Origin of the sequence: Nocardia miyunensis NBRC 108239, from assembly GCF_001613065.1 — a bacterium.
Lineage (GTDB): Bacteria > Actinomycetota > Actinomycetes > Mycobacteriales > Mycobacteriaceae > Nocardia > Nocardia miyunensis.
This window is the reverse complement of sequence record NZ_BDBQ01000062.1, coordinates 61,105-84,932: the sequence shown is the minus strand read 5'-3', so window position 1 is coordinate 84,932 and position 23,828 is coordinate 61,105. Positions and strand designations below refer to the sequence as shown.

The following is a 23,828-nucleotide window of genomic DNA, read 5'->3' as shown; positions in this document are numbered from 1 at the left end:
GGTGGCGCGGGAGCGTGACGGCCGGGATGGGCAGAGGATCGGAGAATACGGATCGTCGTCGGCGATGTCTGAAACGCCGGTTCGGGCGGGAAACTCGCGTCAAGGGCGGGCGGTGAGGTTTGCCGTCTGCCACGCACCCGGACGTACGCCGGTTTCGCGCAGGAAGAAGGCTGAGAAGTTCGATGCGTCGGGGAAGCCCAGCCGTTGTCCGCAGCGGGCCGGGGTCAGGCGATCGTGTGCCAGCAGCCGCTCGGCCTCCAGAACGAGCCGCTCGCAGAGGTAGTCCTTGGCGCTACGACCGATCGCGGCATGGACGCCGCGCGACAACGTCCGCGGCGAGTATCCGAGTCGGCGTGCGTAATAGGCGACGTCGTGATGAACCCGGAATTCCTCCTCCACCGCGTCGCGGAACCGCTGAAAGACATCGTTCGCGGTCCGGACCGCGTCGGTAGGCGGGCTGAGGCGTAGCAGCAGCGCGGACAGCAGCAGGCCGAGGAGTTCTGTGGTTCGGGTGTCGTGCGCTGCCGCGGCCTCGAGACGAAGATGCCCGAGCGCGGCCGTGATCAACGGCCACTGTGCGTCGGTGGCGGTCCAACAGGCCGAGGCGTGCGGGTCGGCGGCCAGGTCGCGGCTGCCTGGCGTGATCGGCAGGGTCGGCACGAACAGGACCAGATCGCCCGTGAGGTCATCGATGTTCTCCCAGCGGTGCACCACACCAGGTCGGATCCACACGACGCTTCTGCTCGCCAACCGATGATCGGAGAAGTCGATCGACACCCATCCGCGCCCGCGCCGGACCACCGCGAGCACGTGGAAATCACCGCGCTGGGTCCAGCCGTCGTTGAGCCGCCGCAACGTCGCGAAGGACATCGTCTCGACCGGCGCAAGGGTCTCCCGTGGCGGTCGATAGATGAGCTGCCGAATCATATGTCCATTTTCAACCATGCCGCGTCCGTTCATGACGATGCCTACGGGACGCCCGGAGTGATGGAATCGAGTATCGGAAATGCCACTGAGAGCAAGGAATTCGTATGGCCTTCGCCGTCTCGTCTCACATACCCGCCTATGACCACCGGCCCGGGGCCGGATCGACGCTGGTATTTCTTCACTATTGGGGAGGAGCGGCGCGCACCTGGAAACCGGTGATCGACCGGCTTCCCGGCCGCGCCACGCTGAGCATCGAATCCCGTGGCTGGGGACGCTCCCGCCACCTGCCCGGCCCGTACACCCTGGAACAACTCGCCAGCGACACGCAAGAGATCGTCGCCGACGCCGGGGTGACCGACTACGTCCTGGTCGGACACTCCATGGGCGGCAAGGTGGCGCAACTCGTTGCCGCCACGCGTCCCGCGGGACTCGTTGGACTCGTCCTCGTCGGGTCGGGACCGGCCGAGCCTTCCGCTGCCATCACCCCCGAGTATCAGCAAGTCTTGTCGCACGCCTATGACTCCGACGAGGCCGTGGCCGAGGCGCGCGACACCATCCTCACCGCCACGCCCCTGAACGTCGATCTTCAGGCCCAGATCGTGGCCGATTCGAGGGCCGGCGATCCGGTAGCCCGTGCCGAGTGGCCGCTGCACGGGATCGCCCGGGACATCACTCGCGAAGTTCGTGATATCGCGGTCCCCGTACTGGTCGTCGCCGGTGAACACGACCGAGTCGAGCCGGTCGAGGTGCTCCGTGCCAACCTCCTGCCGTATCTGGACAGCGTGGACCTGCGTGTCATCCCCGGCAGCGGCCACCTCATACCGCTGGAAGCGCCCGCCGCTCTCGCCTCGATCCTCCAGGAAATACCGTTCGGCACCGGCGGAGATCCCGCCGCAGCCGATCGGCATTCACTCTGAGGGGCACGATGTGAAGCCGGATACGCCCCGACCGGCCGGTACCGGCCGGTCGGGGCGGTTGTGCGTCTGCCGACCACCGCTGAGGAGGCGGGCCGAACTCGTCCGCGATCAGCGGCGTCCTGGCCGACTCCTATCGGCTGCTGCCCGTCCGGCGGGCCTGCCTCACTTCAGGTGCCGGGCGAAGAACCGGTTCCCGGCTTCCCCCGCGAACTGCGGGACGCCGGTGTGCCCGCCCATATTGGCGTGCAGCGTCTTCTCCTCGGAGCCGAAGGCGTCGAACAGGTCCAGGGCCAGTTGCCGGTCGTTTCCCTCGTCGTCCCATTGCAGCAGGACGTGCAGCGGAATGGTGACCTGCCGAGCCTCCTCGAACATGATGCGAGGCACGTAACTCCCGGCGAACAGAACGGCGGCCGAGATGCGCGGCTCGACCACCACCAGCCGGGTGCCGATGGCGATCACCCCTCCCGAATACCCGACCGGGCCGTCGATCTCGGGCAGCGCGAGGAGGGCGTCCAGGGCGGCGCGCCATTCCGGGACCGCCTTTTCGACCAGCGGGAGGACGAGCCGTTCGACGATCTCGTCGTCGACGGGCTTGCGGGCCGCGATTGCCCGGTGCAGGTCGGCGTTGGCCTGTTCGGCGGTGTCGGAACGGGGCCGGTCACCGCTCCCGGGGAGTTCGATGGTGGCCGCGGCGAAACCCTCCGCCACGGCGTGCCGGGCCCGGCCCACGAGTCGCGGATACATCTTGTGCAGTCCGCCGGGGTGGCCGACCAGGATCAGCGGTGTCGGTGCGGATGCGGATTCGGGCGTCCACAGGATGCCGGGGATCTCGCCGAGGGTGAATTCGCGTTCGAGGACGCCGTCGCCGAGACGTTGTTCGGAAATGAATTGCATGGTCGTGCCTTTCGGGAGTGCGCTCGAGCGGCGCTCCCGGACGACCTATCGCCCGACCGTGACCCCTGAGGGGAGCACCCATATCGATACTGCGTTCACGGGTACCACCTCCTCGTTCTCCTGCACGGCTGCCGGAAGGTTAGCAGTGGCCGCCGTCGCCCGCCAACGGGTTTTGCGAGTTGTTCTACCGCAGTGGATTTACCAGGCTGCTCGGCTTCGGGCTCAGTAGTCGTCGCGGTAGTTGGGGTCGCGTTGGCAGGTGAGGTCGGTGGCGGGGAGGGTGCCGTCGCGGAGGTAGGTGTCGACGACGTCGGTCACGCAGTGGCTCAGGCCGGAGTGGAGGACGCCGTGCACGCGGGTGTCGGCCAGTGTGACCATTCGTGACGCGGTCAGGTCGTGGTGCAGTGCGACGCCTTCCGAGTACGCGGTGCGGGTATCCCGGGTTGCCTGCAGGATCAGGGCTGGTGTCGAGTTGTGCACGGCGGTGGGTGGCTCGATCGGGTCCGGCCAGAACGCGCAGGCGGTGATGTTGTTGGCGAACGCGCCGAACACCGGTTGGGTCGCTCGCACGTTTTCGATGTTGCGGAGATACCAGGCCGGATCTCGGGGTGCGGCCTTGTCGCCGCACTGGACCGCGGCCATGCCCGGAGCCTCCAGCGGAACGGGACCGTTGATCTTCGCCTTCAGTTGTTCCAAGTCGATGGGCAGCCCGGACACCGCGTCGGACACAGTCCGCACGGCCTCGGCGAGGGTGGGGTTCTTCCGCGGATTCGACAGCAGCGACAGCAGCATCAACGGAACGGTGTGCTCATCGATGAGGAAGCCGCTGCCGATGACCGGATGCGACGCGGCACGCCGGATCATGTCCTCGACGAAGGCTCGGACCTGCGGTGCGGTGCGGCCGAAGTGGTAGTCGGCATCGCGGCGGGCCGCCCAGATCGCCCAGTCGTCGAGCGCTGCCTCGTTGACCGGGCCCATGTCCTGGTACGCGCCGAGCCAGTAGCGGTCCGGGTCGAGGGCGCTGTCCAGCACCATCCGGTCAGTGTGCCGGGGGAACATCTGCGTGTAGACCGCGCCCAGGTAGGTGCCGTAGGAGTCGCCGAAATAGTTGATGGTGCGTTCACCGAATGCGCCGCGGATGACATCCATGTCTCGGGCGGTATTGCGGGTGGTGATGAGCCGGGCCTTCTCGGGATCGGGTGTCACACAGGAAGCCGCGAACGCGGCGGCCAGGCCGGCGTCACGCGCGTAGCCGAAGGTGTCGAAACCGGCCGAGAACAGCATGGTGGGCAGCGGCAGCGCACAATTCATCCGGTCCGATCGGCCGATGCCACGCGGGTCCATGCCGACCAGGTCGTACCGGGCACGGACATCCGGTGTGAATCGATCTCGCAGATCGGCCATCATGCCCAGGCCCGGACCGCCGGGACCGCCAGGGTTGGACAGCATGATCCCGCGCCTGCGGGCCGGGTCGGTGGCCGGGATACGCGAGATCGCGATGGTCAGCTTGCGTGCGTCCGGTCGGTTGTAGTCGAGCGGCACCACGACGCCCGCGCACTGCGCTCCCGCACCGTCGAGCGTCGCGTCGTTACACGGCTTCCAGTGCAACTGCTGGTGATAGAACGACTCCAGCCCACGCGGGATGTCATCGACCGGATCGGCGCTTGCTCGTCCCGCCGGCACGGTGGCGAAAGCGGCGGCGGATATGACCGCCAGTACGAGCCATCGGACCCACAGTATCGGCATCGCAACTCCTGATCGAGACCTCCGTGTGCGCGTCCCTGATTCCGCACAGCCATTTTTCGAGGTCACGAAACAGCACACTACTGCCGTTTGCTGGAGGCGGACCAGTGCGGTGGAGATTTACAGTTGCGTCATCCGTGCTCGCCTCGGTTACGTTGAGGTTAAGGCTTTGACGTGATGTTTTGTTGGGATAACGAACATGTGTGAATCGCTGGACGGCGAATTATCTTCGTATGCCAGGCAATTGCCTGAAATGGCCAAGCGTCGGTGTCGGCTGGGCCCTGCGGTCCCTGTCCTCTTTTTCGCGGGGAATCGATAGTTGCCGCAACTTTTTCGTTGCGATATCGAATCGTTATGCTACCGTGATTCCAATCTCATTTGCGGGTTGATGCGGGCACAGAGTGCCTGCACACCGCAGAAGCGGACGCGGGAGACGCGATGGAATTCGGGCACATGTTGTCGACATATCGAGAAAATGCTTACCGCACAGCGTGTTCGGCCACCGATGCGCTCGGCCTTCCGGTCGACGGCGCACCCGGGCAACCGGTGATGCGGTGGCGGATCGGCCGGCTGTGGCTTGCGACCCTCACGCTCGCCATGATCATGCTGCCGGCGGCGTTGTCGATGCCGATGGCGCGAGCCGCGGTGTCATCCCCCGATGACGATCCCTTCTATGCCGCACCCGCCGATCTGGCGTCGCATCCGAACGGCGCGGTGCTCGGGTCGCGGACGATCTCGCTGCTCGGTCTGCCGATACCGGTGAAGGCGTGGCAATTACGTTATCGCACAACCGATTCCGAACAGCATCCGCAGCTGGACGTGACCACGGTGCTGACGCCGCCGGTGCCCTGGAACGGGCCGCGCCCGGTGCTTTCGTACCAGGTGCCCGAGAACAGTCTCGACACCCGGTGCGCACCGTCGTCCACCCTGCGCGGCGCCGACCCGGCGAGCGTCATGCAGGATGCGCCGTTCATCGCGGATGCGCTGCGCCGCGGATGGGCCGTCGTGGTGAGCGATTACGAAGGACCGCAGTCCCGGCTCTTCGACGGCGTGACCTCCGGGCGTGGCGTCCTGGACGGAATCCGGGCCGCACGGTCCTTCCGGCCGGCCGGCATCGATGCCGCGAGCCCCATCGGCTCCTGGGGATACTCGGCCGGAGCCTTCGCCACGCTGTGGGCCACGCAGTTGCGCCGGGAATACGCACCGGACGTGCGATTCGTCGGCACCAGCGCCGGCGGGGTCCCCACCGATATCCCGGCCATGGCACAACGCGCCAACGGCGACGCGGGGGCGATCATGATCCTGCTCGGGCTGGCCCGCGACGAACCCGGCTCCCGGTTGGCCGATCTGCTGAACGACCGGGGCCGCCGCGCGCTGCTCGCCGCGAGCACCTCCGCGTGCGGTGCGGATCAGGCTCGGAAATTCTCCGACATCCACGTCGACGATTTGGCCAAGGTCCCGAACCTGTTGGCGCAACCGGCTTTTCGCAACGCGGCCAAGCCCAATGAACTCGGCCGTACCACCCCCGACACCCCGCTGTACCTGTACCACAGCGTCAGCGACGACAAGATTCCCGTCGCCGGCTACAGCGCCCTCGTCGATACCTACTGCGCGCACGGCGCCACCCTCACCGCGATCCATTCGCTGTTCCCGATGCACCTCGGAGCCGCCGCGGGCGAAGCCTTGGGCGCTTTGAACTTCCTCGCCGACCGCTTCGCAGGCGACCCGCAAGCCCCGGGGTGTGTGGTGCATTGAGCATCCACCTGCCGCTCAGCCGAGGCGGGTGACCGGTTTCGCCGTGGCCACATCGTGCTCGATGGCGGTGGCCGCGGCGTGCAGGTGGGGAATCAGGTTGGTGTGGATGTCCTCTACGGTGCGGCGGGAGGCGTGGGTGGAGATGTTCACCGCTGCGATCACGGCTCCGGAGGCGTCGTGGATGGGGGCCGCGACGGACCGGAGGCCCTCCTCGAGTTCCTGGTCGACGAGCGAATAACCTTGTGCGCGAACGGTTTGCAGTTCGGCGCGCAGCGTGGCCGGATCGGTGATGGTCTTGGGGGTGAACTGTTCGAGCCGGGTGGTGCGCAGGTAGGCGTCGAGTTCGCGGGCCGGTAGTCCGGCCAGCAGGACGTGGCCCATGGAGGTGGCGTAGGCCGGGAAGCGGGTGCCGATGTTGATGCTGACCGTCATGATGCGGGAGGCCGCGACACGAGCGACGTACACCACGTCCGAACCGTTCAGCACCGAGACCGAACTGGATTCCCGCACCCGAGCCGACAGCTGTTCCAGATGTGGCTGTGCCACTTCGGGCAGCGTCATGCTGGACAGGAACGAATAGCCGAGCTCGAGCACTTTGGCGGTGAGCGAGAAGTGCTTGCCGTCGGTGCGGACGTACCCGAGGTCGGCGAGGGTGAGCAGGAAGCGGCGGGCCGCGGCGCGGGTGAGGCCGGTCTCGCGGGCGACATCGGACAGCGTCAACTGCGGGGTCCGGGCGCCGAACGCCTTGATGACCATGAGCCCGCGTTCGAGCGACTGCACGTAGTGGGCGCCACGGGTACCGTCGTCGACCTGACCGTCGAGTTCCCCCATGGTTATCCGTCCTCCTCGGCCGATGGTTGCCGTGCCGCGTCCTGCCCGGGGGCGGTGAGCACAGCAAGGGTAACGCAACCGCGGGTTCGCCTATTCGATCCGTAACGTGTCCGGATCCGCACCGGCCCGGGATCGACGGCGTCGGAGGCTCCGAGGAGGACGGGGGTCGTCACGCTGTGGCTTCCAGAACCACGGCGAGCCCTTGACCGACGCCGATGCACAGTGCCGCGAGCCCCCAGCGGCTGCCGCTGCGCCGCATCTCGCGCGCGAGCTGATTGACGATCCGCCCACCGGATGCGCCGAGCGGATGTCCGATGGCCAGCGCGCCGCCGTTGACGTTGACGATGTCCGGGTTCAGTTCGGACCAATCGGACAGGCAGGCCAGCGATTGCGCGGCGAAGGCTTCGTTGAGTTCCACGACGCCCAGGTCGTCCCAGCCGATTCCGGCGCGCCGCAACGCGATTCGTGCGGCCTCGACCGGTCCGATGCCGAATGTGTCCGGGTCCACGCCTGCCGCGCCCCGTCCGGCGATTCGCGCCAGTGGCGCGAAACCGATTCGCTCGGACAGCTTTTCGTCGCCCAGCAGCAGTGCTGACGCACCGTCGTTCAGCGGTGAGGCGTTACCCGCGGTGACCGTCCCGTCGGGACGGAACGAGGGCTTCAGCCGAGCTAGCGTCTCGACGGTCGTGCCCGAGCGCAGCGATTCGTCGCGGGCGAGTTCGGTTCCGGGCACGGGAATTACGTGGTCGTCGTAGAACCCGCTGTCCCATGCCTTCGCGGTGAGCTGGTGGCTGCGCGCGGCGAATTCGTCCTGCGCCGCGCGGTCGATGCCGTACCGCTCGGCGAGGATTTCGGTGCTCTCGCCCAGCGATACCGTCCACCGGTCGGGCATGGCGGGATTGACCAGCCGCCACCCCAGCGTGGTGGAGTACAGCGTCTCGTTACCCGCCGGAAAACCCTTGGCGGGCTTGGGCACGACCCACGGCGCGCGGCTCATGGATTCCACCCCGCCCGCGACAACCGTTGCGGCGTCACCGGTTTCGATCAGCCGCGAGCCCTGCATGACCGCGTCCAGGCTGGAACCGCAGAGCCGGTTCACGGTGGTGCCGGGAACGCTGGTCGGCCAGCCCGCCAGCAGCGCAGCCATCCGCGCGACGTTGCGGTTGTCCTCACCGGCCTGGTTGGCCGCGCCGAGCACCACTTCGTCCACGGTCGCCGGGTCGAGGCCGGTCCGGTCGATGAGTACCCGCAGCACGTGCGCGGCGAGATCGTCGGGACGCTGTCCGCTCAGCGCGCCGCCGAACCGGCCGAAGGGGGTGCGGATGCCGTCGTAGAGGAATGCGTCGCTCATGATGCCGCCTTCAGTGCGCGCAGGGTCGACAGTTCCGCGGCGGTCGGCGGTTCGGTGGTCTCCAGGTCCGGTGACACCCGCAGGTCCCAGCCCGTCGCCTCGCGAACCTGATCGACGGTGATTCCGGGATGCACCGCGGTCAGGATCAGCTCGCCACGCTCGTCCGGTCGCAACACACCGAGGTCGGTGATCACCAGCGTCGGCCCCGCGCCGTGCAGGCCGAGCGCGCGGCGCTCGCCGTTGCCGCGGCCGTGGCCCAGCGAGGTGATGAAATCGACCCGGTCGACGAATGCCCGGCGCGACTGCCGCACGACGACGAACACCTCACCGCACGAGGCCGCGATCTCCGGCGCGCCACCCGCGCCGGGCAACCGGACCGCCGGATCGGCGTAATCGCCGCCGATGACGGTGGTGTTGATATTGCCGAACTTGTCGATCTGGGCCGCCCCGAGGAACCCGACGTCGATGCGCCCCGGCTGCAACCAGTAGTTGAACACCTCCGGCACGGAGATCACCGCGTCGGCGGTCTCGGCGAGGACGCCGTCGCCGATGGAGGCGGGCAGCCGATCCGGTTTCGATCCGAGCGTGCCCGACTCGTAGACGAGCACCAGTCCGGGCGCGTGCGTGGTGCGGGCGAGATTGGCCGCGGTGGAGGGCAGCCCGATGCCGACGAAGCAGCGGGCGTTGTCCCGGAGTGTGCGGGCGGCCGCGATCGCCATCATCTCATCCGAGGTGTAGCCGGATTCGATTGTGGCGCTCGATGTTTCGGTGACGGTCATACCAGGCTCCCGGGGGTGGCGGTGTATACGGTGTCGTCGAGCCAGCGGGCGAAGGCTTCACGATCGCGGCCGATGGCATCCCAGGCCGCGTAGTAGTCGTTGTCGCGCTCGCTGTAGCCCTGCGCGTAGGAGGGGTGCGCGCCACCCGGAACCTCGGCGACCGCGGTGACCGCCCAGGCGGGCAGCACGATCGCGCCCGGCATCGGGGTCAGCTCGTCGACGATCTCCTCGACCGTGACCAGGCTGCGTTTCGCCGCGAGCACGGCCTCCTTCTGCACTCCCAGCAGACCCCACAGCTGCACGTTCCCGCGCCGATCCGCGCGCTGGGCATGAATGACGGACACATCGGGATTCAGCGCGGGCACCGCGGTCAGCTCCTGTCCGGTGAACGGGCAGGTGATGGATTTGATGGTGTCGGTCACCGCGGGCAGATCGGTGCCGACGTACCCGCGCAGCACCGCGAACGGCAGTCCGGACGCGCCCGCCACATAGCGGTTGGCCATGCCCGCGTGACTGTGCTCCTCGATCTCCAGGGGGACCGGCCAGGCGTGTTGCACCGCGTCCCGGAATCGGTGCAGGGATCCGACGCCCGGATTACCGCCCCAGGAGAAGATGAGCTTGCGGGCGCAACCGGCCCCGATCATCTGGTCGTAGACGATGTCGGGTGTCATGCGCACGAGGGTCAGGTCGCGGCGGCGCTGACGGATGATCTCCTGTCCGGCGGCCACCGGAATCAGATGGGTGAACCCCTCGAGGGCGACGGTGTCGCCGTCCCGAACGAGTTCGGCCACCGCCTGTGCCAAGGATGAAATCTCGGCCACACTCACTCCTTATATGAACTATCTGAACTGCTGTTGCTGTCGTCGGTAAGTCGGGTCAGTCGAGCCGGATCCAGCACTTGCCGGGTGTGGATCGCACGGCCTCGAAGGCGCGGGCGGTCTCGTCGAGCGGGAATTCGGCGTGCAGGACGCGGCTGGGGGACAGGCCGCCGTCGAGCAGGGCGACGGTGTCGGCGAAGTCGGTGGGGTGGTCGTAGATGAGCGAGCCGACCAGGTGCAGCTGGCGGTAGACGATGTCGAAGCTGGACACCCCCGCCGGTTCGGTGCTGAGCCCGATCAGCAGGGCGGTGCCGCCCGTGGCGAGCCGGGCCAGGGCGGGCGGCAGGGCGGCGGGCACGCCGGAGGTCTCGAACAGGTAGTCGAAGCCGGTGTCGGATTCCACGGCCGCGATCGCGCCGAGCGCCTCGGCCAAGGCTCGCCGACCCCCGTGCGGTTCGATCACGTGCGGTGTGATGCCCGCGTCGACGAGTAGTTCGCACAGGAACAGGCCCTGCGAACCGGTGCCGACCACCAGGCAGCTGTCCCCGGCGGTGATCCCCGACCGCCGGATGGCCGCGCGTGCCACCGTCAGCGGTTCGGCGCAGACCAGGTCCCGCAGGCTCACGTGCGATGCCACCGGAAATGCGAAATCGGCTGGCACGGTGACGTATTCGGCGATGATGCCCGGTGTGTTGATGCCGACGATGATCCGGTTCGGACAGGCGGAGGTGAATCCGCGCCGGCACGCCTCGCACCGCATGCAGCAGTAGTTCGGCTCTATGGCGATCTGTTCGCCGATTCTTTGCTCATCGACCTCCGCGCCGACGGCGACGATATCGCCGACGCCTTCGTGGCCGAGGATCCAGGGGACTTGCGGAACCGTGCGGTGACCCCGGTACACCGACAGGTCCGAGCCGCACAGTCCCACGCCTCGCATGCGTACCAGGACCTCGCGCGGCCCAGGGGCGGGCTGCGGTACCTCGATGACCGAAATCCGCTCGGGTGCAACGAGAGTCGCTGCCTTCATGAATTCTCCTGTGTGCGCATTGCGAACAAATGGTTGCTATACGAACATGCTAGACCCGTCGATCCGGTGGCTCAAGTGTCAGTTTCAAGGTTTCTACATGGCACTATCTGTTTCATCGTCGTGACCGGCTAAGCTCTTCGGTTGATTGACAGTGACTCGCATCACCCTTACTGTGTGTCTACATTACGCACATGTGTTCGCAATGCGAACAGAATCGGATTTGGAATCACCCGTGACCCCACGCTCAATTGCCACCGTGTGCCTGTCCGGCACGCTCGATGACAAGCTGTCCGCCGCCGCGGCGGCCGGTTTCGACGGCATCGAGCTGTTCGAGAACGACCTGATCGCCAGTCCGCTGGGCCCCTCGCGAGTGCGGCGGCGCTGCGCGGACCTGGGGCTGTCGATCGACCTGTATCAACCGATGCGGGATATCGAGGCCGTTCCGAAGGAGGTCTTCGAGGCCAACCTGCGCCGAGCGCTGTGCAAATTCGACCTGATGGCTGAGCTCGGCGTCGACACGGTGCTCGTTTGCTCATCGGTTGCGCCACATGTCGTCGACAACGATGAGCTCGCGTCCGAACAACTGCGGGTCCTGGCCGAACACGCGGCCGAGCGCGGCTTGCGGGTCGCGTACGAGGCGCTCGCGTGGGGACGGCACGTCAACACCTGGGAGCACTCCTGGCGGATCGTGCGCGCCGCCGACCATCCGGCGCTGGGCCTGTGCCTGGACAGCTTCCACATCCTGTCCCGCACCGATGACGCCGCGGGTCTCGCGGAACTGCCCGGTGACCGAATCTTCTTCCTGCAGTTGGCCGATGCGCCGCGACTGGCCATGGACGTGCTGCAGTGGAGCCGCCACTACCGGCTGTTCCCGGGGCAGGGCGCATTCGATCTGCCCGCCTTCCTCGGATATGTCCTCGACGCCGGATATGCCGGGCCGCTCTCACTCGAGGTCTTCAATGACGTTTTCCGCCAAGCCGATCCGCATCGGGCCGCGCGCGACGCGATGCGTTCGCTGCTGTGGTTGCAGGAACAGCACGTCATCCGGACGGGGTGCGCCGAGGAGTCACGGCCGCCGGCCCCGCCGCAGCTGCTCGGGCACGCGTTCACCGAACTCGGCGTCGGCGGGGCGGCCGCCGGACGTATCTCGGAAACGCTTGCGGCCCTGGGCTTCACACATACCGGAACGCATCGAAGCAAACCCGTGCAGCTGTGGCAGCAGGGCCGGGCGCGAATACTGTTGAACGGCACCGTCACCGAACATCACCACCCCGACCTCGCGGAGATCGGCGCTTTCGCCGTCGAGAGCGACGACCCGGGGCGATCGGCGGCTCGCGCCGAGGCCATGAAGGCGCCGATCCTGCCGCGCGTACACGCTCCCGCCGAGGCCGACCTGGCCCATGTCGCGGCGCCGGACGGATCATCGGTCTTCTTCTGCCGCACCGGTTTCGACGGCTGGCTCGGCGATTTCGCCCCCGCCCGAGCCGATGTCGAACTCGCGGCCGAAGCGCCCGCGCCCGCCGGGCTCACCGGTGTCGATCATCTCGGCCTCACCCAGCCCTTCGACTATTTCGACGAGGCCGCGCTGTTCTATCGTGCCGCCCTGGGCCTGGACATCGCCGCCGAGACCGAATTCGCCGCGCCCTACGGCCTGGTGCGTGACCGCACCGTGAGCAACGACGGCGAAACCCTGCGCATCGTGCTGAGTTCCACCCTGCTGCGCCGCGGATCCTGGGCGCCCGGCGTGCCCGATCCGCAGCACGTGGCATTCGGCACCGGCGACATCTTCGCCACCGCGACCCAGCTGCGTCGCCGCGGCGCGCCGATACTGGATATCCCGCCGAACTACTACGCCGATCTCGGCGCTCGAATCGGTTTCTCCCCAGCCGAACTCGACCGCATGGCCGCCCTGGGCATCATGTACGACCGCGACGAGCACGGCGAGTTCTACCACCTCTACACCGAACTCCTCGGCAGTCGCGTGTTCTTCGAGATCGTCCAGCGCGTGGGCGGCTACCGCGGCTTCGGCGCGGTCAACGCCCCGGTGCGGATGAGCTCCCACCGCGCTCGCCGTCTCGCCCTCCAGCCCCCTGCATGAGTGTCAACGTCGACCGGACAGAAAGATCAGCAGTGAGTACCTCCACACCTCCTCCGTCACCGCCCGTGGCCAAGACTCCCCGCAAGGCCGCGGCCAGCGGCTGGATCGGCAGCGCCCTCGAGTACTACGACTTCTTCGTGTACGCCCAGGCCGCTGCGCTGGTCTTCCCGGTCATCTTCTTCCCCAAGGGAAATCCGACCGTCGCCATTCTGGCGTCGCTGGCCACCTTCGGGGTGGGATACGTAGCCCGGCCGCTGGGCGCGTTCGTCCTCGGCCACTGGGGCGACCGGCACGGCCGTAAGAACATGCTGGTCCTGTGCATGATGATGATGGGCGTGTCCACCTTCGTGGTGGCGCTGCTGCCCACCTATCACTCGGTCGGCTACCTGGCCCCGGTACTGCTGGTGATCATGCGGCTGATCCAGGGCTTCGCCGTCGGCGGTGAAATGTCCGGCGCCAGCGCGATGATCGTGGAGCACGCCCCCTTCGGGCGACGCGGATTCTTCGCCAGCTTCACCCTGCAGGGCACCCAAGCCGGTCAGCTGATCGCCGCCGCCGCGTTCCTGCCGATGGCGGCGCTGCTGCCCACGGACGCCTTCCAGAGCTGGGGTTGGCGAATCCCGTTCCTGCTCAGCTTCTTCGTGCTGCTCGCCGGTTATCTGATCCGTCGCGGGGTCGAGGAACCGCCCGCCTTCCAGGCCGAGCAGGACGCGCAACAGGTAGTGAAGGCCCCGATCGTCGAGGCCGCGCGGGACAGCGGCTCGAACATGCTGCGCGTGGTGTGCATGTCGCTGATGAACATCATCCCGACCACCGCCGCCGTCTTCGGCGCCACCTACGCCACCAACGCGAGCTACGGCATCGGGATGAGCAAGACCGGCCTGCTGTGGATCTCCGTCGTCGGCAATGCCGTTGCGGTACTGCTGATCCCGTTCGTCGGCAACCTGTCCGACCGGATCGGCCGGCGGCCGTGCATCATCGTCGGATCGCTCGGCTCGGGCGCCCTGTCCTTCGGCTACCTGTGGGCCATCAGCCAGGGCAACATGCTGTTGACCTTCGTGCTGGCAATCCTCATGTGGGGCATCGTCTATCAGGGTTACAACGCCGTCTTCCCGGCCTTCTATCAGGAGCTGTTCCCCACCCGCACCCGGGTCACCGGCTTCGCCGTCTCGCAGAACATCGGCACCCTGGTCACCGCGTTCCTGCCGACGGTCTTCGCGATCGTCGCACCGCCGCATGCGAACGTCCCGCTCATCGTCGGCGCCTTCACCTTCGGCTGCTCGGCGCTCGCGGCGATCGCCGCCCTCTCCGCGCGCGAGACATACCGCATCCCACTCGAGGAACTCGGCACCCCCACCGCGAAATCCGTTCCGCAGGAGGAATACCGACGCATGCGTGCCGGAGCCGCAGTGGCCTGAGCGCTGGGTCCCCGCCGCTCAACTGGGCAAGGAACTGTCGCACGTCGACTGCACGTGGGCAATTCCAGACGGTGAGTGCTTTCCTGTCGATTTCCGGATACTGATGTGCGCAATGGGCTGTCAGTGAAACTTTCCGGCCGACAACGCATTCGAACGACATGCCGGGATTGATCGCGTCGCCGGAGATGGGATGCGGGGTGCGCTGCCATCCGGGGCCGGGAGCCTTCTCGGCCCTGTGCACCGGGACGCCGACAAGGGGGGCCGCCCTGGAGGATGGTGCCCGACTGGAGCGATGTCGTGCATTGCGGCGCAAGCAGACTAATCCCGACCGAGAACGGGTTCGCGCCCACCTCCGTGTGGAAGTGGGCGCGAATTCGGTTGGGGCAGTTCGGTGTCGAACGGGTCAATAGCTGAAGCGGTGGTGTTCGGTGGCGAAATCGTCGGCGACGGTGGCGGCGAGTTCGACCAGCGCGCGCTTGGTGGTCTTGTGCAGGCGGGCCAGCTCGATCTCGGCGCCCTCGGACAGGTGTGCGTCGTAGGGGATGATGTGGACCGCGCGGCACCGGGACAGGAAGTACTCGCGCAGCTGCTGGATGCCGACGTTGGGGGAGCCGGGGCGGGGGAGGTTGATCACGACGACGGCGTTGCGGACCAGGTGGTCGTGGCCGTGCAGGGACAACCAGTCCAGGGTGGCCGCGGCGCTGCGGGCGCCGTCGATCGCCGAGGACGAGATCAGCACCAGCGAGTGGGCCAGCTCGAGCACGCCGGCCATCGCCGAATGCATCAGGCCGGTGCCGCAGTCGGTGAGGATGATGTTGTAGAACCGCTGCAGGACGCGGGCGACCTTGCGGTACTCCTCATCGCTGAAGGATTCCGAGGCGGCCGGATCCCGTTCGCTGGCAAGCACTTCCAGTCGGCTGGTGCCCTGCGAGGTGTGTCGGCGGACGTCCGAGTACGAGTTGATCGACGGGTCCAGCAGCAGATCGCGCACCGTGGAACGGGTCTGCAACTGCACGCGCTGGGACAACGTGCCGAAGTCCGGGTTGGCGTCCACCGCGATGACGCGGTCACCGCGGATCGAGGCGAAGATCGAGCCGATGCCCATCGTCGTGGTCGTCTTGCCGACGCCGCCCTTGAGCGAGAGCACCGCGATCCGGTAATCGCCGCGGACCGGCTGGCGGATGCGGGCGACCAACTCCTGTAGGCGCCGCTCCTCGGCCGACATGCCGGGATTGATCGCGCCGCCGGAGATGTGGTGCACGGTGCGCCGCCATCCGGTGCCGGGCGCCTTCTTGGCCCGGCGCACCGGGACGTCGTCCAGTGAGGGCTGCTGCCCGGGAGGGAACTGCTGATACTGCGGCGGCTGCTGCTGGTACTGACCCTGCTGGTACTGCTGTGGATAACCCTGACCGCCCTGCTGCGGGGGCGGGGACTGCCACTGGTTGCCCTGAACGGGCGGTTGCGCCGGAGCTCCGAAACGCGGATCGGGCTGGGCCGGACCGGGCGGGTACTGCTCGTTGCGCGGGGCGACCGGCGGCTGCTGCGCGGCGAAATTCGGCGCATCGGGCGGCGGCACCTGGCGATAGCCGCCGGACGACGGCCGATCGCTGGAAAATCCCTGTGCGGCAGGCGGATACGGGGCCAGGGGATGCTGCTCGTCCGGGCGGCCCGCGACCACGGTCCGATCGTCCGGGCCCGGGTGGGTCGGCGCGGGCGCGTCGAAGGCCTGATGCCGCCCGCTGTCGGGATCGATACCACGCTCGGGCGCGACGGGCGGCTGTGCGAATGCCTCGGGCGCATTCGGTTGCGGGGCAGGGGAATCGGGCAGCCGCTGCGGCGCTTCGGCTTCAGGTCCCGGAGCAATGGAATTCTCTTGCGGCGCAGCCGAATCCAACCCGCCGACCCACGCGGGCGCACTCTCGCCCTCGTCGAGGGCCGGTTGTTCCTCGTGCTGCCCCGGAGGTTCGGGCAGCGGCGGCCGCTGGGGTGTCTGCTGCGGGGGAGGCGGCAGATCCGGTCGGCCACCGACCCGCACGGTCATATCCCCGGAATCGCCGGACTGCGGCGTCGCGGGACCCGAATATGCCTGCGGCGCCTCGGGAATCGGCGGTCGGTTCGCGGGCGGCCCGTCCGGGTGCGCCGGGGGGACCTGCGGCATCGGACCGGACTGCCGCGGCGGAAACTGTTGCGGCGGTACCGGGCCGGGCGGCTGCGGCTGATTCTGTTGCGGCTGAACGAATTCGTTCTGCGGCATCGGCCCGGGACCGCGCTGATCGGGACCCGGGAAACCCTGGCCAATCTGCTGCGGGCCGGTGTCCGGCCGGGGGCCGGGCCCGAATCCGTTGTCGGGCTGCGGGAATCCCCCCATGGCTTGCGGATTCTCGGGTCCGGGCTGGTGGAATTCCCCGTTGGGGCGCTGCGCGACTGCGCTCTGCTGCGGTTCACCCCACGCCTGCGACTCGGATTGTGGCTCACCCCACGGTCGCTGCTCGGGCGCATCCTCGGATTTGGACTTACCCTTTTTCTTGGTGCGGCCCTTGAGTCCGGGATCGGGACGCTCGCCCTCGGGCTTGCGGCCGAAGCGGAACTTGGACGGCTTCTCCGAGATCAGGTCGCGCTGCGGCAGATTCTGTACCGGGGCTTCGTATCCGGACTGCGTGTCTTCGCTCTCCGACAGCCACGGAGGCAGCATGGGAAGTTCGTTGTTGCTCACAGCGACACCCCGCCGGTGCTCGCCATGACCGCGTGCGCTGCGTCGCCGACGTAGTCGCTGCGCTCGCTCACTGGTGTCCCCCTGGGATCTGCTCGGCCGATTACCTGGACAGTCCGCAGTTTACGCGAGCGCACCCGATGGCGAGTGATCCGCCGCTGCATCGCGCAGGCAGGTGCGACAGGAGTGCGAGGTGTAGTCTCGGCCCGGCTCGGCGTGCGCTGTAGCCGAGTTGTACGAGTTCGGGAGCAGGGCGCAATGGCATCATCGGTCGATCACGAGGACACCGCGCGCCTCGACGAACTCCCGGTACGGCCCATCCATCGCAGGCTCGTCGCCCTGGTCGGCATGGGGCTGTTCTTCGATCTGTACGAGCTGTTCCTGGCCGGGACGATCACCGGCGTCTTCAAAGCGCAGTTGCATCTGTCGACGTATCAGCTCAGCGGCATCCTGGCCTCGGCGTTCGTCGGCCAGTTCATCGGCGCGCTGGTGCTCGGCCGGTTGTCGGACGTGTTCGGCCGCCGCCGGATGTTCATGATCAATATCGGCCTCTACGCGGGATTCACGCTGCTGGGCGCGTTCAGCCCGAATGTTTGGTTCCTGATGGTGACCCGCATGCTGGCCGGTCTGGGCATCGGCGCGGAGATGACCCTCGCGGACACCTATCTGTCCGAGGTGATGCCGCCGCAGGTGCGCGGCCGGATGATCTCGATCGCCTACACGATCGGTTTCTGCGCCGTCCCAGCCGTGGGATTCCTGGCGCGCTGGCTGGTTCCGCTGGAACCGCTGGGATTCGACGGCTGGCGCTGGCTTTTCGTGATCGGCGGACTCGGCGCGGCGCTGGTGTTCTTCGCGCGCCGGTTCATGCCCGAATCCCCACGCTGGGAACAACATCGAGATCGCGCCGCCGGACGCACCCCCTTCACCGAGATCCTCGCCGCACCGCTGCGCACCCGCACGCTGCTGTTCTCGGCGGCGATGATCCTGCAGGTCTTCGGCTACTACGGCTTCGGCACGCTGGCCGTTCTGGTGTTGCAGCACAAGGGTTTCACGGTTTTCAACTCGCTCGGCTACCTGGCGATCACCTATCTGGGCTATCCGATCGGCTCGCTGCTGGCGATCCCGCTGATCGAGCGGATGGAACGCAAATATCTGGTGCTGGCCGCCACCGCCGCGATGGCGGTCTTCGGCCTGATCTTCGGATTCGCCGTCAGCGTGCCGCTGATCCTGATCTCGGGCGGGCTGTTCACGCTGGCGAGCAACGTGTTCTCCGACGCGATCCACACCTACCTGCCCGAATCGTTCCCCACCAGCGTCCGCGGCACCGCCTCGGGCACGACCTACTCGCTGTCCAAACTCAGCACCGCGATCCAGCCGTTCCTGCTGCTCCCGCTCCTGGACAGCCGCGGTCCCGGCACGGTCTTCACCATCATCACCGCGGCCCTGCTGATCATGTTCGCCCTGATCAGCGTCTGGGGCCCGAGGACAGGCCGCGGCCCCCTCGCCTGAGCTGTCGTGAGCGCGCTTCGCGCAAAGCGAAAGGGGCGGTTTGGCCCGAGAACTACGCGCGGGTAAGCTTGGTCGGCGGTGCATCTGTTCGCCGGTCGGTTCATGTCTGCATGTTCCTGTCCGGTGAGTATGGCACCCGGTCGGCGAAAGTGCACGAGAGTCGGCCGCAAAAACAGACGGTGACGGCGGAGAGATCCGCCGACGAGCTGCGACCAATCAGGGTTTCAGCGCAAACGGGATCGCGGAGGATATGGCGAAGAAGGAAGGGGCCATCGAGGTCGAGGGCCGGGTCATCGAGCCGTTGCCCAACGCGATGTTTCGGATCGAGCTGGAAAATGGTCACAAGGTTCTCGCCCACATCAGCGGCAAGATGCGGCAGCACTACATCCGCATCCTCCCCGAGGATCGTGTGGTCGTGGAACTTTCGCCGTACGACCTGACCCGCGGTCGCATCGTCTACCGCTACAAGTGATCGCTCCGGCGATCGCCCCATAGATTTCCCCGGCCGCACCGGTCGGGGAAAACCTGTGTTCACAGCCGGTGAACACCGAGAAGATTGGAATGACGTGAAGGTCAACCCCAGCGTCAAGAAGATCTGCGAGAAGTGCAAGGTGATCCGCCGTAACGGCCGGGTCATGGTGATCTGCGACAACCTGCGGCACAAGCAGCGTCAGGGCTAGTCCCTCGAGGGAAGCCTCGGCTCGCGCACCAGCCAAGCACCGAACGCGGTTCGGATTGGCACATATATGAAGAACTCCCAGAGCCACACGGCATCGGCGAGCCCGCGAAGTCCTCGGACGAGGCGGGCGGATGCCGGAACCACCCCCGGAACGGAGGCCGGGGCCCCAGACGAGGGGACGGCCAGGGAGCAGACCTCCGCAACATGAAGGAACATGCCATATGGCACGTCTGATGGGCGTCGACCTCCCGCGCGAGAAGCGCATGGAGATCGCACTGACCTACATTTTCGGTATCGGTCGTACCCGTTCCAAGGAGATCCTCGCGGCCACGGGCGTCAGCCCGGACCTGCGTTCGAAGGACCTCTCCGACGACGACGTCACCCGGTTGCGCGATTACATCGAGGCGTCGGACCTCAAGGTCGAGGGTGACCTGCGCCGCGAGGTGCAGGCCGACATCCGCCGCAAGATCGAGATCGGCTGCTACCAGGGCATCCGCCATCGCCGCCACCTGCCGGTGCACGGCCAGCGGACCAAGACCAATGCGCGCACGCGCAAGGGTCCGAAGAAGACCGTCGCCGGCAAGAAGAAGTAGGGATAACCGATGCCTCCGAAGAGTCGGGCCTCCGGCCCCAAGAAGACCCAGAAGTCGCGGCGCAGGGACAAGAAGAACGTCCCGCACGGCCACGCGCACATCAAGTCCACGTTCAACAACACCATCGTGTCGATCACCGACCCCGAGGGCAACGTCATCTCGTGGGCGTCCTCGGGCCACGTCGGTTTCAAGGGTTCGCGCAAGTCGACCCCGTTCGCCGCGCAGCTCGCCGCCGAGAACGCTGCCCGCAAGGCGCAGGAGAACGGCGTCAAGAAGGTCGACGTGTTCGTCAAGGGCCCGGGTTCGGGCCGTGAGACCGCGATCCGTTCGCTGCAGGCCGCGGGCCTCGAGGTGGGCACGATCTCCGACGTCACCCCGCAGCCGCACAACGGCTGCCGTCCGCCCAAGCGGCGTCGCGTCTAGCGGGAAAGGAAATAGCGAAAAATGGCTCGTTATACAGGCCCCATCACCCGCAAGTCGCGTCGTCTGCGCGTCGACCTCGTCGGAGGCGACCAGGCGTTCGAGCGTCGTCCTTACCCGCCCGGCCAGCACGGCCGCGCGCGGATCAAGGAATCCGAGTACCTCATGCAGTTGCAGGAGAAGCAGAAGGCTCGCTTCTCCTACGGCGTCATGGAGAAGCAGTTCCGCCGGTACTACGAGGAGGCGAACCGCCAGAAGGGCAAGACGGGTGACAACCTGCTGCGCCTGCTGGAGTCGCGTCTGGACAACGTCGTGTACCGCGCCGGTCTGGCCCGGACCCGTCGGCAGGCCCGTCAGCTCGTCTCGCACGGCCACTTCCTGGTGAACGGCCGCAAGGTCGACGTTCCCAGCTTCCAGGTGAGCCAGTACGACATCATCGATGTCAAGGAGAAGTCGCTGCCGACGCTGCCGTTTCAGGTGGCGCGCGAGACCATCGGCGACCGTCCGAGCGCGGGCTGGCTGCAGGTCGTGCCGGGCCGGCTGCGGATCCTGGTGCATCAGCTGCCCGAGCGTGCGCAGATCGATGTGCCGCTGAACGAACAGCTCATCGTCGAGTACTACTCGAAGTAACAAGGCGTATATCGCCGCTGGTGGAACCGCCTGTGGAGAGATTGTGGGTGGTTCCACTCATTCCAGTCGTGGACGTCAAATAGCGGGCGTCCAGAAGGAGGAAGAAAATGCTGATTTCACAGCGACCGACGCTGACCGAAGAGGTTATCGCCGAGAACCGTTCGAAGTTCACCATCGAACCGCTCGAGCCGGGTTTCGGTTACACCCTCGGCAACTCGCTGCGCCGCACCCTGCTCTCGAGCATCCCGGGTGCCGCCGTCACGAGCATCCGCATCGACGGCGTGCTGCACGAGTTCACCACCGTCCCGGGCGTGAAGGAGGATGTCACCGACATCATCCTGAACCTCAAGGGCCTGGTCGTGTCGTCCGAAGAGGACGAGCCGGTCACCATGTACGTGCGCAAGTCGGGTCCCGGCGCGGTCATCGCCGGTGACATCGTCCCCCCGGCGGGCGTGACCGTGCACAACCCGGACATGCACATCGCCACCCTGAACGACAAGGGCAAGCTGGAGATCGAGCTCGTGGTCGAGCGCGGTCGCGGTTACGTCCCGGCCGTGCAGAACAAGGCGTCGGGTGCGGAGATCGGTCGGATTCCGGTCGACTCGATCTACTCTCCGGTGCTGAAGGTGACCTACAAGGTCGAGGCGACCCGTGTCGAGCAGCGTACCGACTTCGACCGGCTCATCCTGGACGTCGAGACCAAGAACTCGATCTCCCCGCGGGATGCGCTGGCCTCTGCCGGTAAGACCCTGGTCGAGCTGTTCGGTCTGGCGCGTGAGCTCAATGTCGAGGCCGAGGGCATCGAGATCGGGCCCAGCCCGGCCGAGGCGGATCACATCGCCTCGTTCGCGCTGCCGATCGAGGACCTGGACCTGACCGTGCGGTCGTACAACTGCCTCAAGCGCGAGGGTGTGCACACCGTGGGTGAGCTGGTCGCGCGCACCGAGTCGGATCTGCTGGACATCCGCAACTTCGGGCAGAAGTCCATCGACGAGGTCAAGGTCAAGCTGCACTCGCTGGGCCTGTCTCTGAAGGACAGCCCGGCCTCCTTCGATCCTTCCAGCGTCGTCGGCTACGACGCCGCCACGGGCACCTGGAGCGACAGCGGCACGTTCAGCGACACCGACAACGGCGAGCAGGACTACGCCGAAACCGAACAGCTCTAGGCCGTACGGGGCAGCGTCCCCGGGGCCTTCCCAAAGGAGAACAACCAATGCCCAAGCCCAAGAAGGGTGCTCGCTTCGGCGGGTCGGCGTCGCACCAGAAGGCGATCTTCGCCAATCTGGCGCAGGCGCTCTTCGAGCACGGTCGGATCACGACCACCGAGGCCAAGGCCAAGGCGCTGCGCCCGTACGCCGAGAAGCTCGTCACCAAGGCGAAGGCCGGCACGCTCGCCGACCGTCGCGAGGTGCTCAAGGTCATCCGCAACAAGGATGTGGTGCACGAACTCTTCGCGACCATCGGACCGTCGTTCGAGGGCCGCGAGGGTGGTTACACCCGGATCATCAAGACCGTGCCGCGCAAGGGTGACAACGCGCCCATGGCGATCATCGAGTTGATCCGCGAGAAGACCGTGAGCAACGAGGCCGATCGCGCCCGTCGCGTCGCCGCGTCGCAGCAGGCCAAGGCCGAGGAGGCCCCCAAGGCCGAAGCGGCTGCGGAGTCCGAGGAGTCCGCCGAGACCGAGGCTCCGGCCGAGGCCAAGGCCGACGAGGCTGCCACCGAGGACGCCTGACCGCTGTCGTCGGATGCCATGCGCGAGCCCGCCGTCCCCTCCGGGTCGGCGGGCTTCGCTCATGTTAACCAGGAGATCGCTGTGACCATGTCCGATTCGTCCGGGCGGACCGTTGCAATTCGGGTACGGCTGGACGTCTCCTATGACGGCACCGATTTCACCGGGTGGGCGCGGCAGCCGGAGCTGCGCACCGTGCAGGGCGTGCTGGAGGAGTCGCTGAGCAAGGTGCTGCGGGAGCCGATCCAGCTGACCGTCGCGGGCCGCACCGACGCCGGAGTGCACGCCGAGGGACAGGTCGCGCATTTCGACACCGCCGCCGGACTCGATGTCGACAAGTTGCTGCATCGACTCGCGCGTTTCCTGCCGAAGGATGTGCGCGTCACCGGAATCCGGCCCGTCCCCGCCGATTTCGACGCCCGCTTCTCGGCGATCCGCCGACACTACGTCTACCGGCTGACCAGCGCGCCCTACGGCGCGTCGCCGTTGCAGGCCCGCAGCGTGGTTCCGTGTCGTCCGGTGGACCTGGACGCGATGCGGGAAGCATCGCGAAAACTGTTGGGGCTGCACGATTTCGCCGCATTCTGCCGCCGCCGCGAAGGCGCGACCACCGTCCGCGAACTACAGCGCTTCGACTGGGATCGCACCGGCGATCTGCTGACCGCCCACGTCAGCGCCGACGCCTTCTGCTGGTCCATGGTCCGCAGCCTGGTCGGCGGCGTCCTCGCGGTCGGCGAGGGACGCCGTACCGCCGAATGGATCGCCGGACTGCTGAACGAACGAGTCCGTTCCAGCTCGGTCACCGTAGCCCCCGCTCACGGCCTGAGCCTGATCGCGGTCGACTACCCGCCGGACGAGGACCTGGCCACCCGCAACGCCCAGACCCGAGAGATGCGCACCGTCCCGAGCGCCGAGGGCTGCTGCGGCGATTGACCCCGCCGCGCCGATCCACCCCGCCGGACGTTCGACCACCGTGCGGGCGAGGCGATCTCGCTAC

The 23,828-nt window shown here is 67.2% G+C and carries 22 protein-coding genes; 13 read left to right on the top strand and 9 right to left on the bottom strand.

The features are described 5' to 3' along the window. Positions 1-99 precede the first annotated feature (99 nt). A complete protein-coding gene (locus NM2_RS26925; RefSeq protein WP_067674171.1) occupies positions 100-927 on the bottom strand; it encodes a helix-turn-helix domain-containing protein in 828 nt (275 codons plus the stop codon). A gap of 104 nt (positions 928-1,031) precedes the next feature. On the opposite strand from NM2_RS26925, the gene NM2_RS26920 reads away from it, so the two are divergent. Next, positions 1,032-1,844, top strand: coding sequence for an alpha/beta fold hydrolase (locus NM2_RS26920; RefSeq protein ID WP_084531585.1), 813 nt, complete (start codon positions 1,032-1,034; stop codon positions 1,842-1,844). Positions 1,845-2,006: 162 nt separating this feature from the next. On the opposite strand, the gene NM2_RS26915 is transcribed toward NM2_RS26920, so the two are convergent. Together NM2_RS26915 and NM2_RS26910 are read right to left on the bottom strand one after the other, a co-directional pair. Further along, entirely contained in the window at positions 2,007-2,738 is a 732-nt protein-coding gene (locus NM2_RS26915; protein ID WP_067674169.1) for a dienelactone hydrolase family protein, read from the bottom strand. Positions 2,739-2,960: 222 nt separating this feature from the next. After that, positions 2,961-4,484 (bottom strand): alpha/beta fold hydrolase, encoded by a 1,524-nt coding sequence (locus tag NM2_RS26910; protein WP_067674167.1) that lies wholly within the window; start codon positions 4,482-4,484, stop codon positions 2,961-2,963. Between the two features lie 435 nt (positions 4,485-4,919). Between NM2_RS26910 and NM2_RS26905 the strand changes: the two genes are divergently transcribed. Then, positions 4,920-6,236 (top strand): lipase family protein, encoded by a 1,317-nt coding sequence (locus tag NM2_RS26905; RefSeq protein ID WP_157121327.1) that lies wholly within the window; start codon positions 4,920-4,922, stop codon positions 6,234-6,236. 15 nt (positions 6,237-6,251) lie between these two features. Here the strand turns inward: NM2_RS26905 and NM2_RS26900 are convergent, their stop codons facing one another. From NM2_RS26900 to NM2_RS26880, 5 genes are all read right to left on the bottom strand, one after another. Then, positions 6,252-7,067: an IclR family transcriptional regulator gene (locus tag NM2_RS26900; protein WP_067674165.1), complete on the bottom strand. Its 816-nt coding sequence runs from the start codon at positions 7,065-7,067 to the stop codon at positions 6,252-6,254. 169 nt (positions 7,068-7,236) lie between these two features. After that, a complete protein-coding gene (locus tag NM2_RS26895; protein ID WP_067674163.1) occupies positions 7,237-8,418 on the bottom strand; it encodes a thiolase family protein in 1,182 nt (393 codons plus the stop codon). Continuing rightward, positions 8,415-9,197: a CoA-transferase subunit beta gene (locus NM2_RS26890; RefSeq protein ID WP_067674161.1), complete on the bottom strand. Its 783-nt coding sequence runs from the start codon at positions 9,195-9,197 to the stop codon at positions 8,415-8,417. Before NM2_RS26890 ends, NM2_RS26895 begins: the two co-directional genes overlap by 4 nt. Beyond that, a complete protein-coding gene (locus NM2_RS26885) occupies positions 9,194-10,018 on the bottom strand; it encodes a CoA transferase subunit A (RefSeq protein WP_067674211.1) in 825 nt (274 codons plus the stop codon). The genes NM2_RS26890 and NM2_RS26885 overlap by 4 nt, the downstream gene beginning before the upstream one ends. Positions 10,019-10,073: 55 nt before the next feature. Then, positions 10,074-11,042: a zinc-dependent alcohol dehydrogenase gene (locus NM2_RS26880; RefSeq protein ID WP_067674159.1), complete on the bottom strand. Its 969-nt coding sequence runs from the start codon at positions 11,040-11,042 to the stop codon at positions 10,074-10,076. 232 nt (positions 11,043-11,274) lie between these two features. On the opposite strand from NM2_RS26880, the gene NM2_RS26875 reads away from it, so the two are divergent. Both NM2_RS26875 and NM2_RS26870 read left to right on the top strand, forming a co-directional pair. Continuing rightward, positions 11,275-13,140: a bifunctional sugar phosphate isomerase/epimerase/4-hydroxyphenylpyruvate dioxygenase family protein gene (locus NM2_RS26875; protein WP_245718235.1), complete on the top strand. Its 1,866-nt coding sequence runs from the start codon at positions 11,275-11,277 to the stop codon at positions 13,138-13,140. 32 nt (positions 13,141-13,172) lie between these two features. Continuing rightward, positions 13,173-14,558: an MFS transporter gene (locus NM2_RS26870; protein WP_245718234.1), complete on the top strand. Its 1,386-nt coding sequence runs from the start codon at positions 13,173-13,175 to the stop codon at positions 14,556-14,558. A 403-nt stretch (positions 14,559-14,961) separates the two neighbouring features. Here NM2_RS26870 and NM2_RS50320 read toward each other — a convergent pair whose 3' ends face one another. After that, the gene (locus NM2_RS50320) at positions 14,962-16,599 is read right to left on the bottom strand and encodes a MinD/ParA family ATP-binding protein (protein ID WP_439956922.1); all 1,638 of its coding nucleotides are present in this window, start codon (positions 16,597-16,599) and stop codon (positions 14,962-14,964) included. 927 nt (positions 16,600-17,526) lie between these two features. On the opposite strand from NM2_RS50320, the gene NM2_RS26860 reads away from it, so the two are divergent. The 9 genes from NM2_RS26860 to truA all read left to right on the top strand — a co-directional run bounded on the left by NM2_RS26860 (position 17,527) and on the right by truA (position 23,764). Further along, entirely contained in the window at positions 17,527-18,777 is a 1,251-nt protein-coding gene (locus NM2_RS26860) for an MFS transporter (RefSeq protein WP_067674152.1), read from the top strand. 250 nt (positions 18,778-19,027) lie between these two features. Continuing rightward, on the top strand, positions 19,028-19,249 hold the full coding sequence (infA, locus tag NM2_RS26855; RefSeq protein WP_040804562.1) for a translation initiation factor IF-1: 222 nt from the start codon (positions 19,028-19,030) through the stop codon (positions 19,247-19,249). A 94-nt stretch (positions 19,250-19,343) separates the two neighbouring features. Further along, the gene (gene rpmJ / locus NM2_RS26850; protein WP_040818798.1) at positions 19,344-19,457 is read left to right on the top strand and encodes a 50S ribosomal protein L36; all 114 of its coding nucleotides are present in this window, start codon (positions 19,344-19,346) and stop codon (positions 19,455-19,457) included. Between the two features lie 220 nt (positions 19,458-19,677). Next, the gene (rpsM, locus tag NM2_RS26840) at positions 19,678-20,049 is read left to right on the top strand and encodes a 30S ribosomal protein S13 (protein WP_067674148.1); all 372 of its coding nucleotides are present in this window, start codon (positions 19,678-19,680) and stop codon (positions 20,047-20,049) included. A gap of 9 nt (positions 20,050-20,058) precedes the next feature. Further along, entirely contained in the window at positions 20,059-20,472 is a 414-nt protein-coding gene (rpsK, locus tag NM2_RS26835) for a 30S ribosomal protein S11 (RefSeq protein ID WP_067674146.1), read from the top strand. A gap of 21 nt (positions 20,473-20,493) precedes the next feature. Then, complete coding sequence (gene rpsD / locus NM2_RS26830) at positions 20,494-21,099, top strand: 30S ribosomal protein S4 (RefSeq protein WP_067674143.1); 606 nt, start codon at positions 20,494-20,496, stop codon at positions 21,097-21,099. A gap of 107 nt (positions 21,100-21,206) precedes the next feature. Beyond that, a complete protein-coding gene (locus tag NM2_RS26825) occupies positions 21,207-22,265 on the top strand; it encodes a DNA-directed RNA polymerase subunit alpha (protein ID WP_040818611.1) in 1,059 nt (352 codons plus the stop codon). Positions 22,266-22,312: 47 nt separating this feature from the next. Next, positions 22,313-22,834 carry a 50S ribosomal protein L17 gene (gene rplQ, locus NM2_RS26820; RefSeq protein ID WP_067674141.1) on the top strand — a complete coding sequence of 174 codons (522 nt, stop codon included), beginning with the start codon at positions 22,313-22,315 and terminating at the stop codon, positions 22,832-22,834. Between the two features lie 87 nt (positions 22,835-22,921). Next, the gene (gene truA, locus NM2_RS26815; RefSeq protein ID WP_067674139.1) at positions 22,922-23,764 is read left to right on the top strand and encodes a tRNA pseudouridine(38-40) synthase TruA; all 843 of its coding nucleotides are present in this window, start codon (positions 22,922-22,924) and stop codon (positions 23,762-23,764) included. The last annotated feature ends 64 nt before the right edge of the window (positions 23,765-23,828 follow it).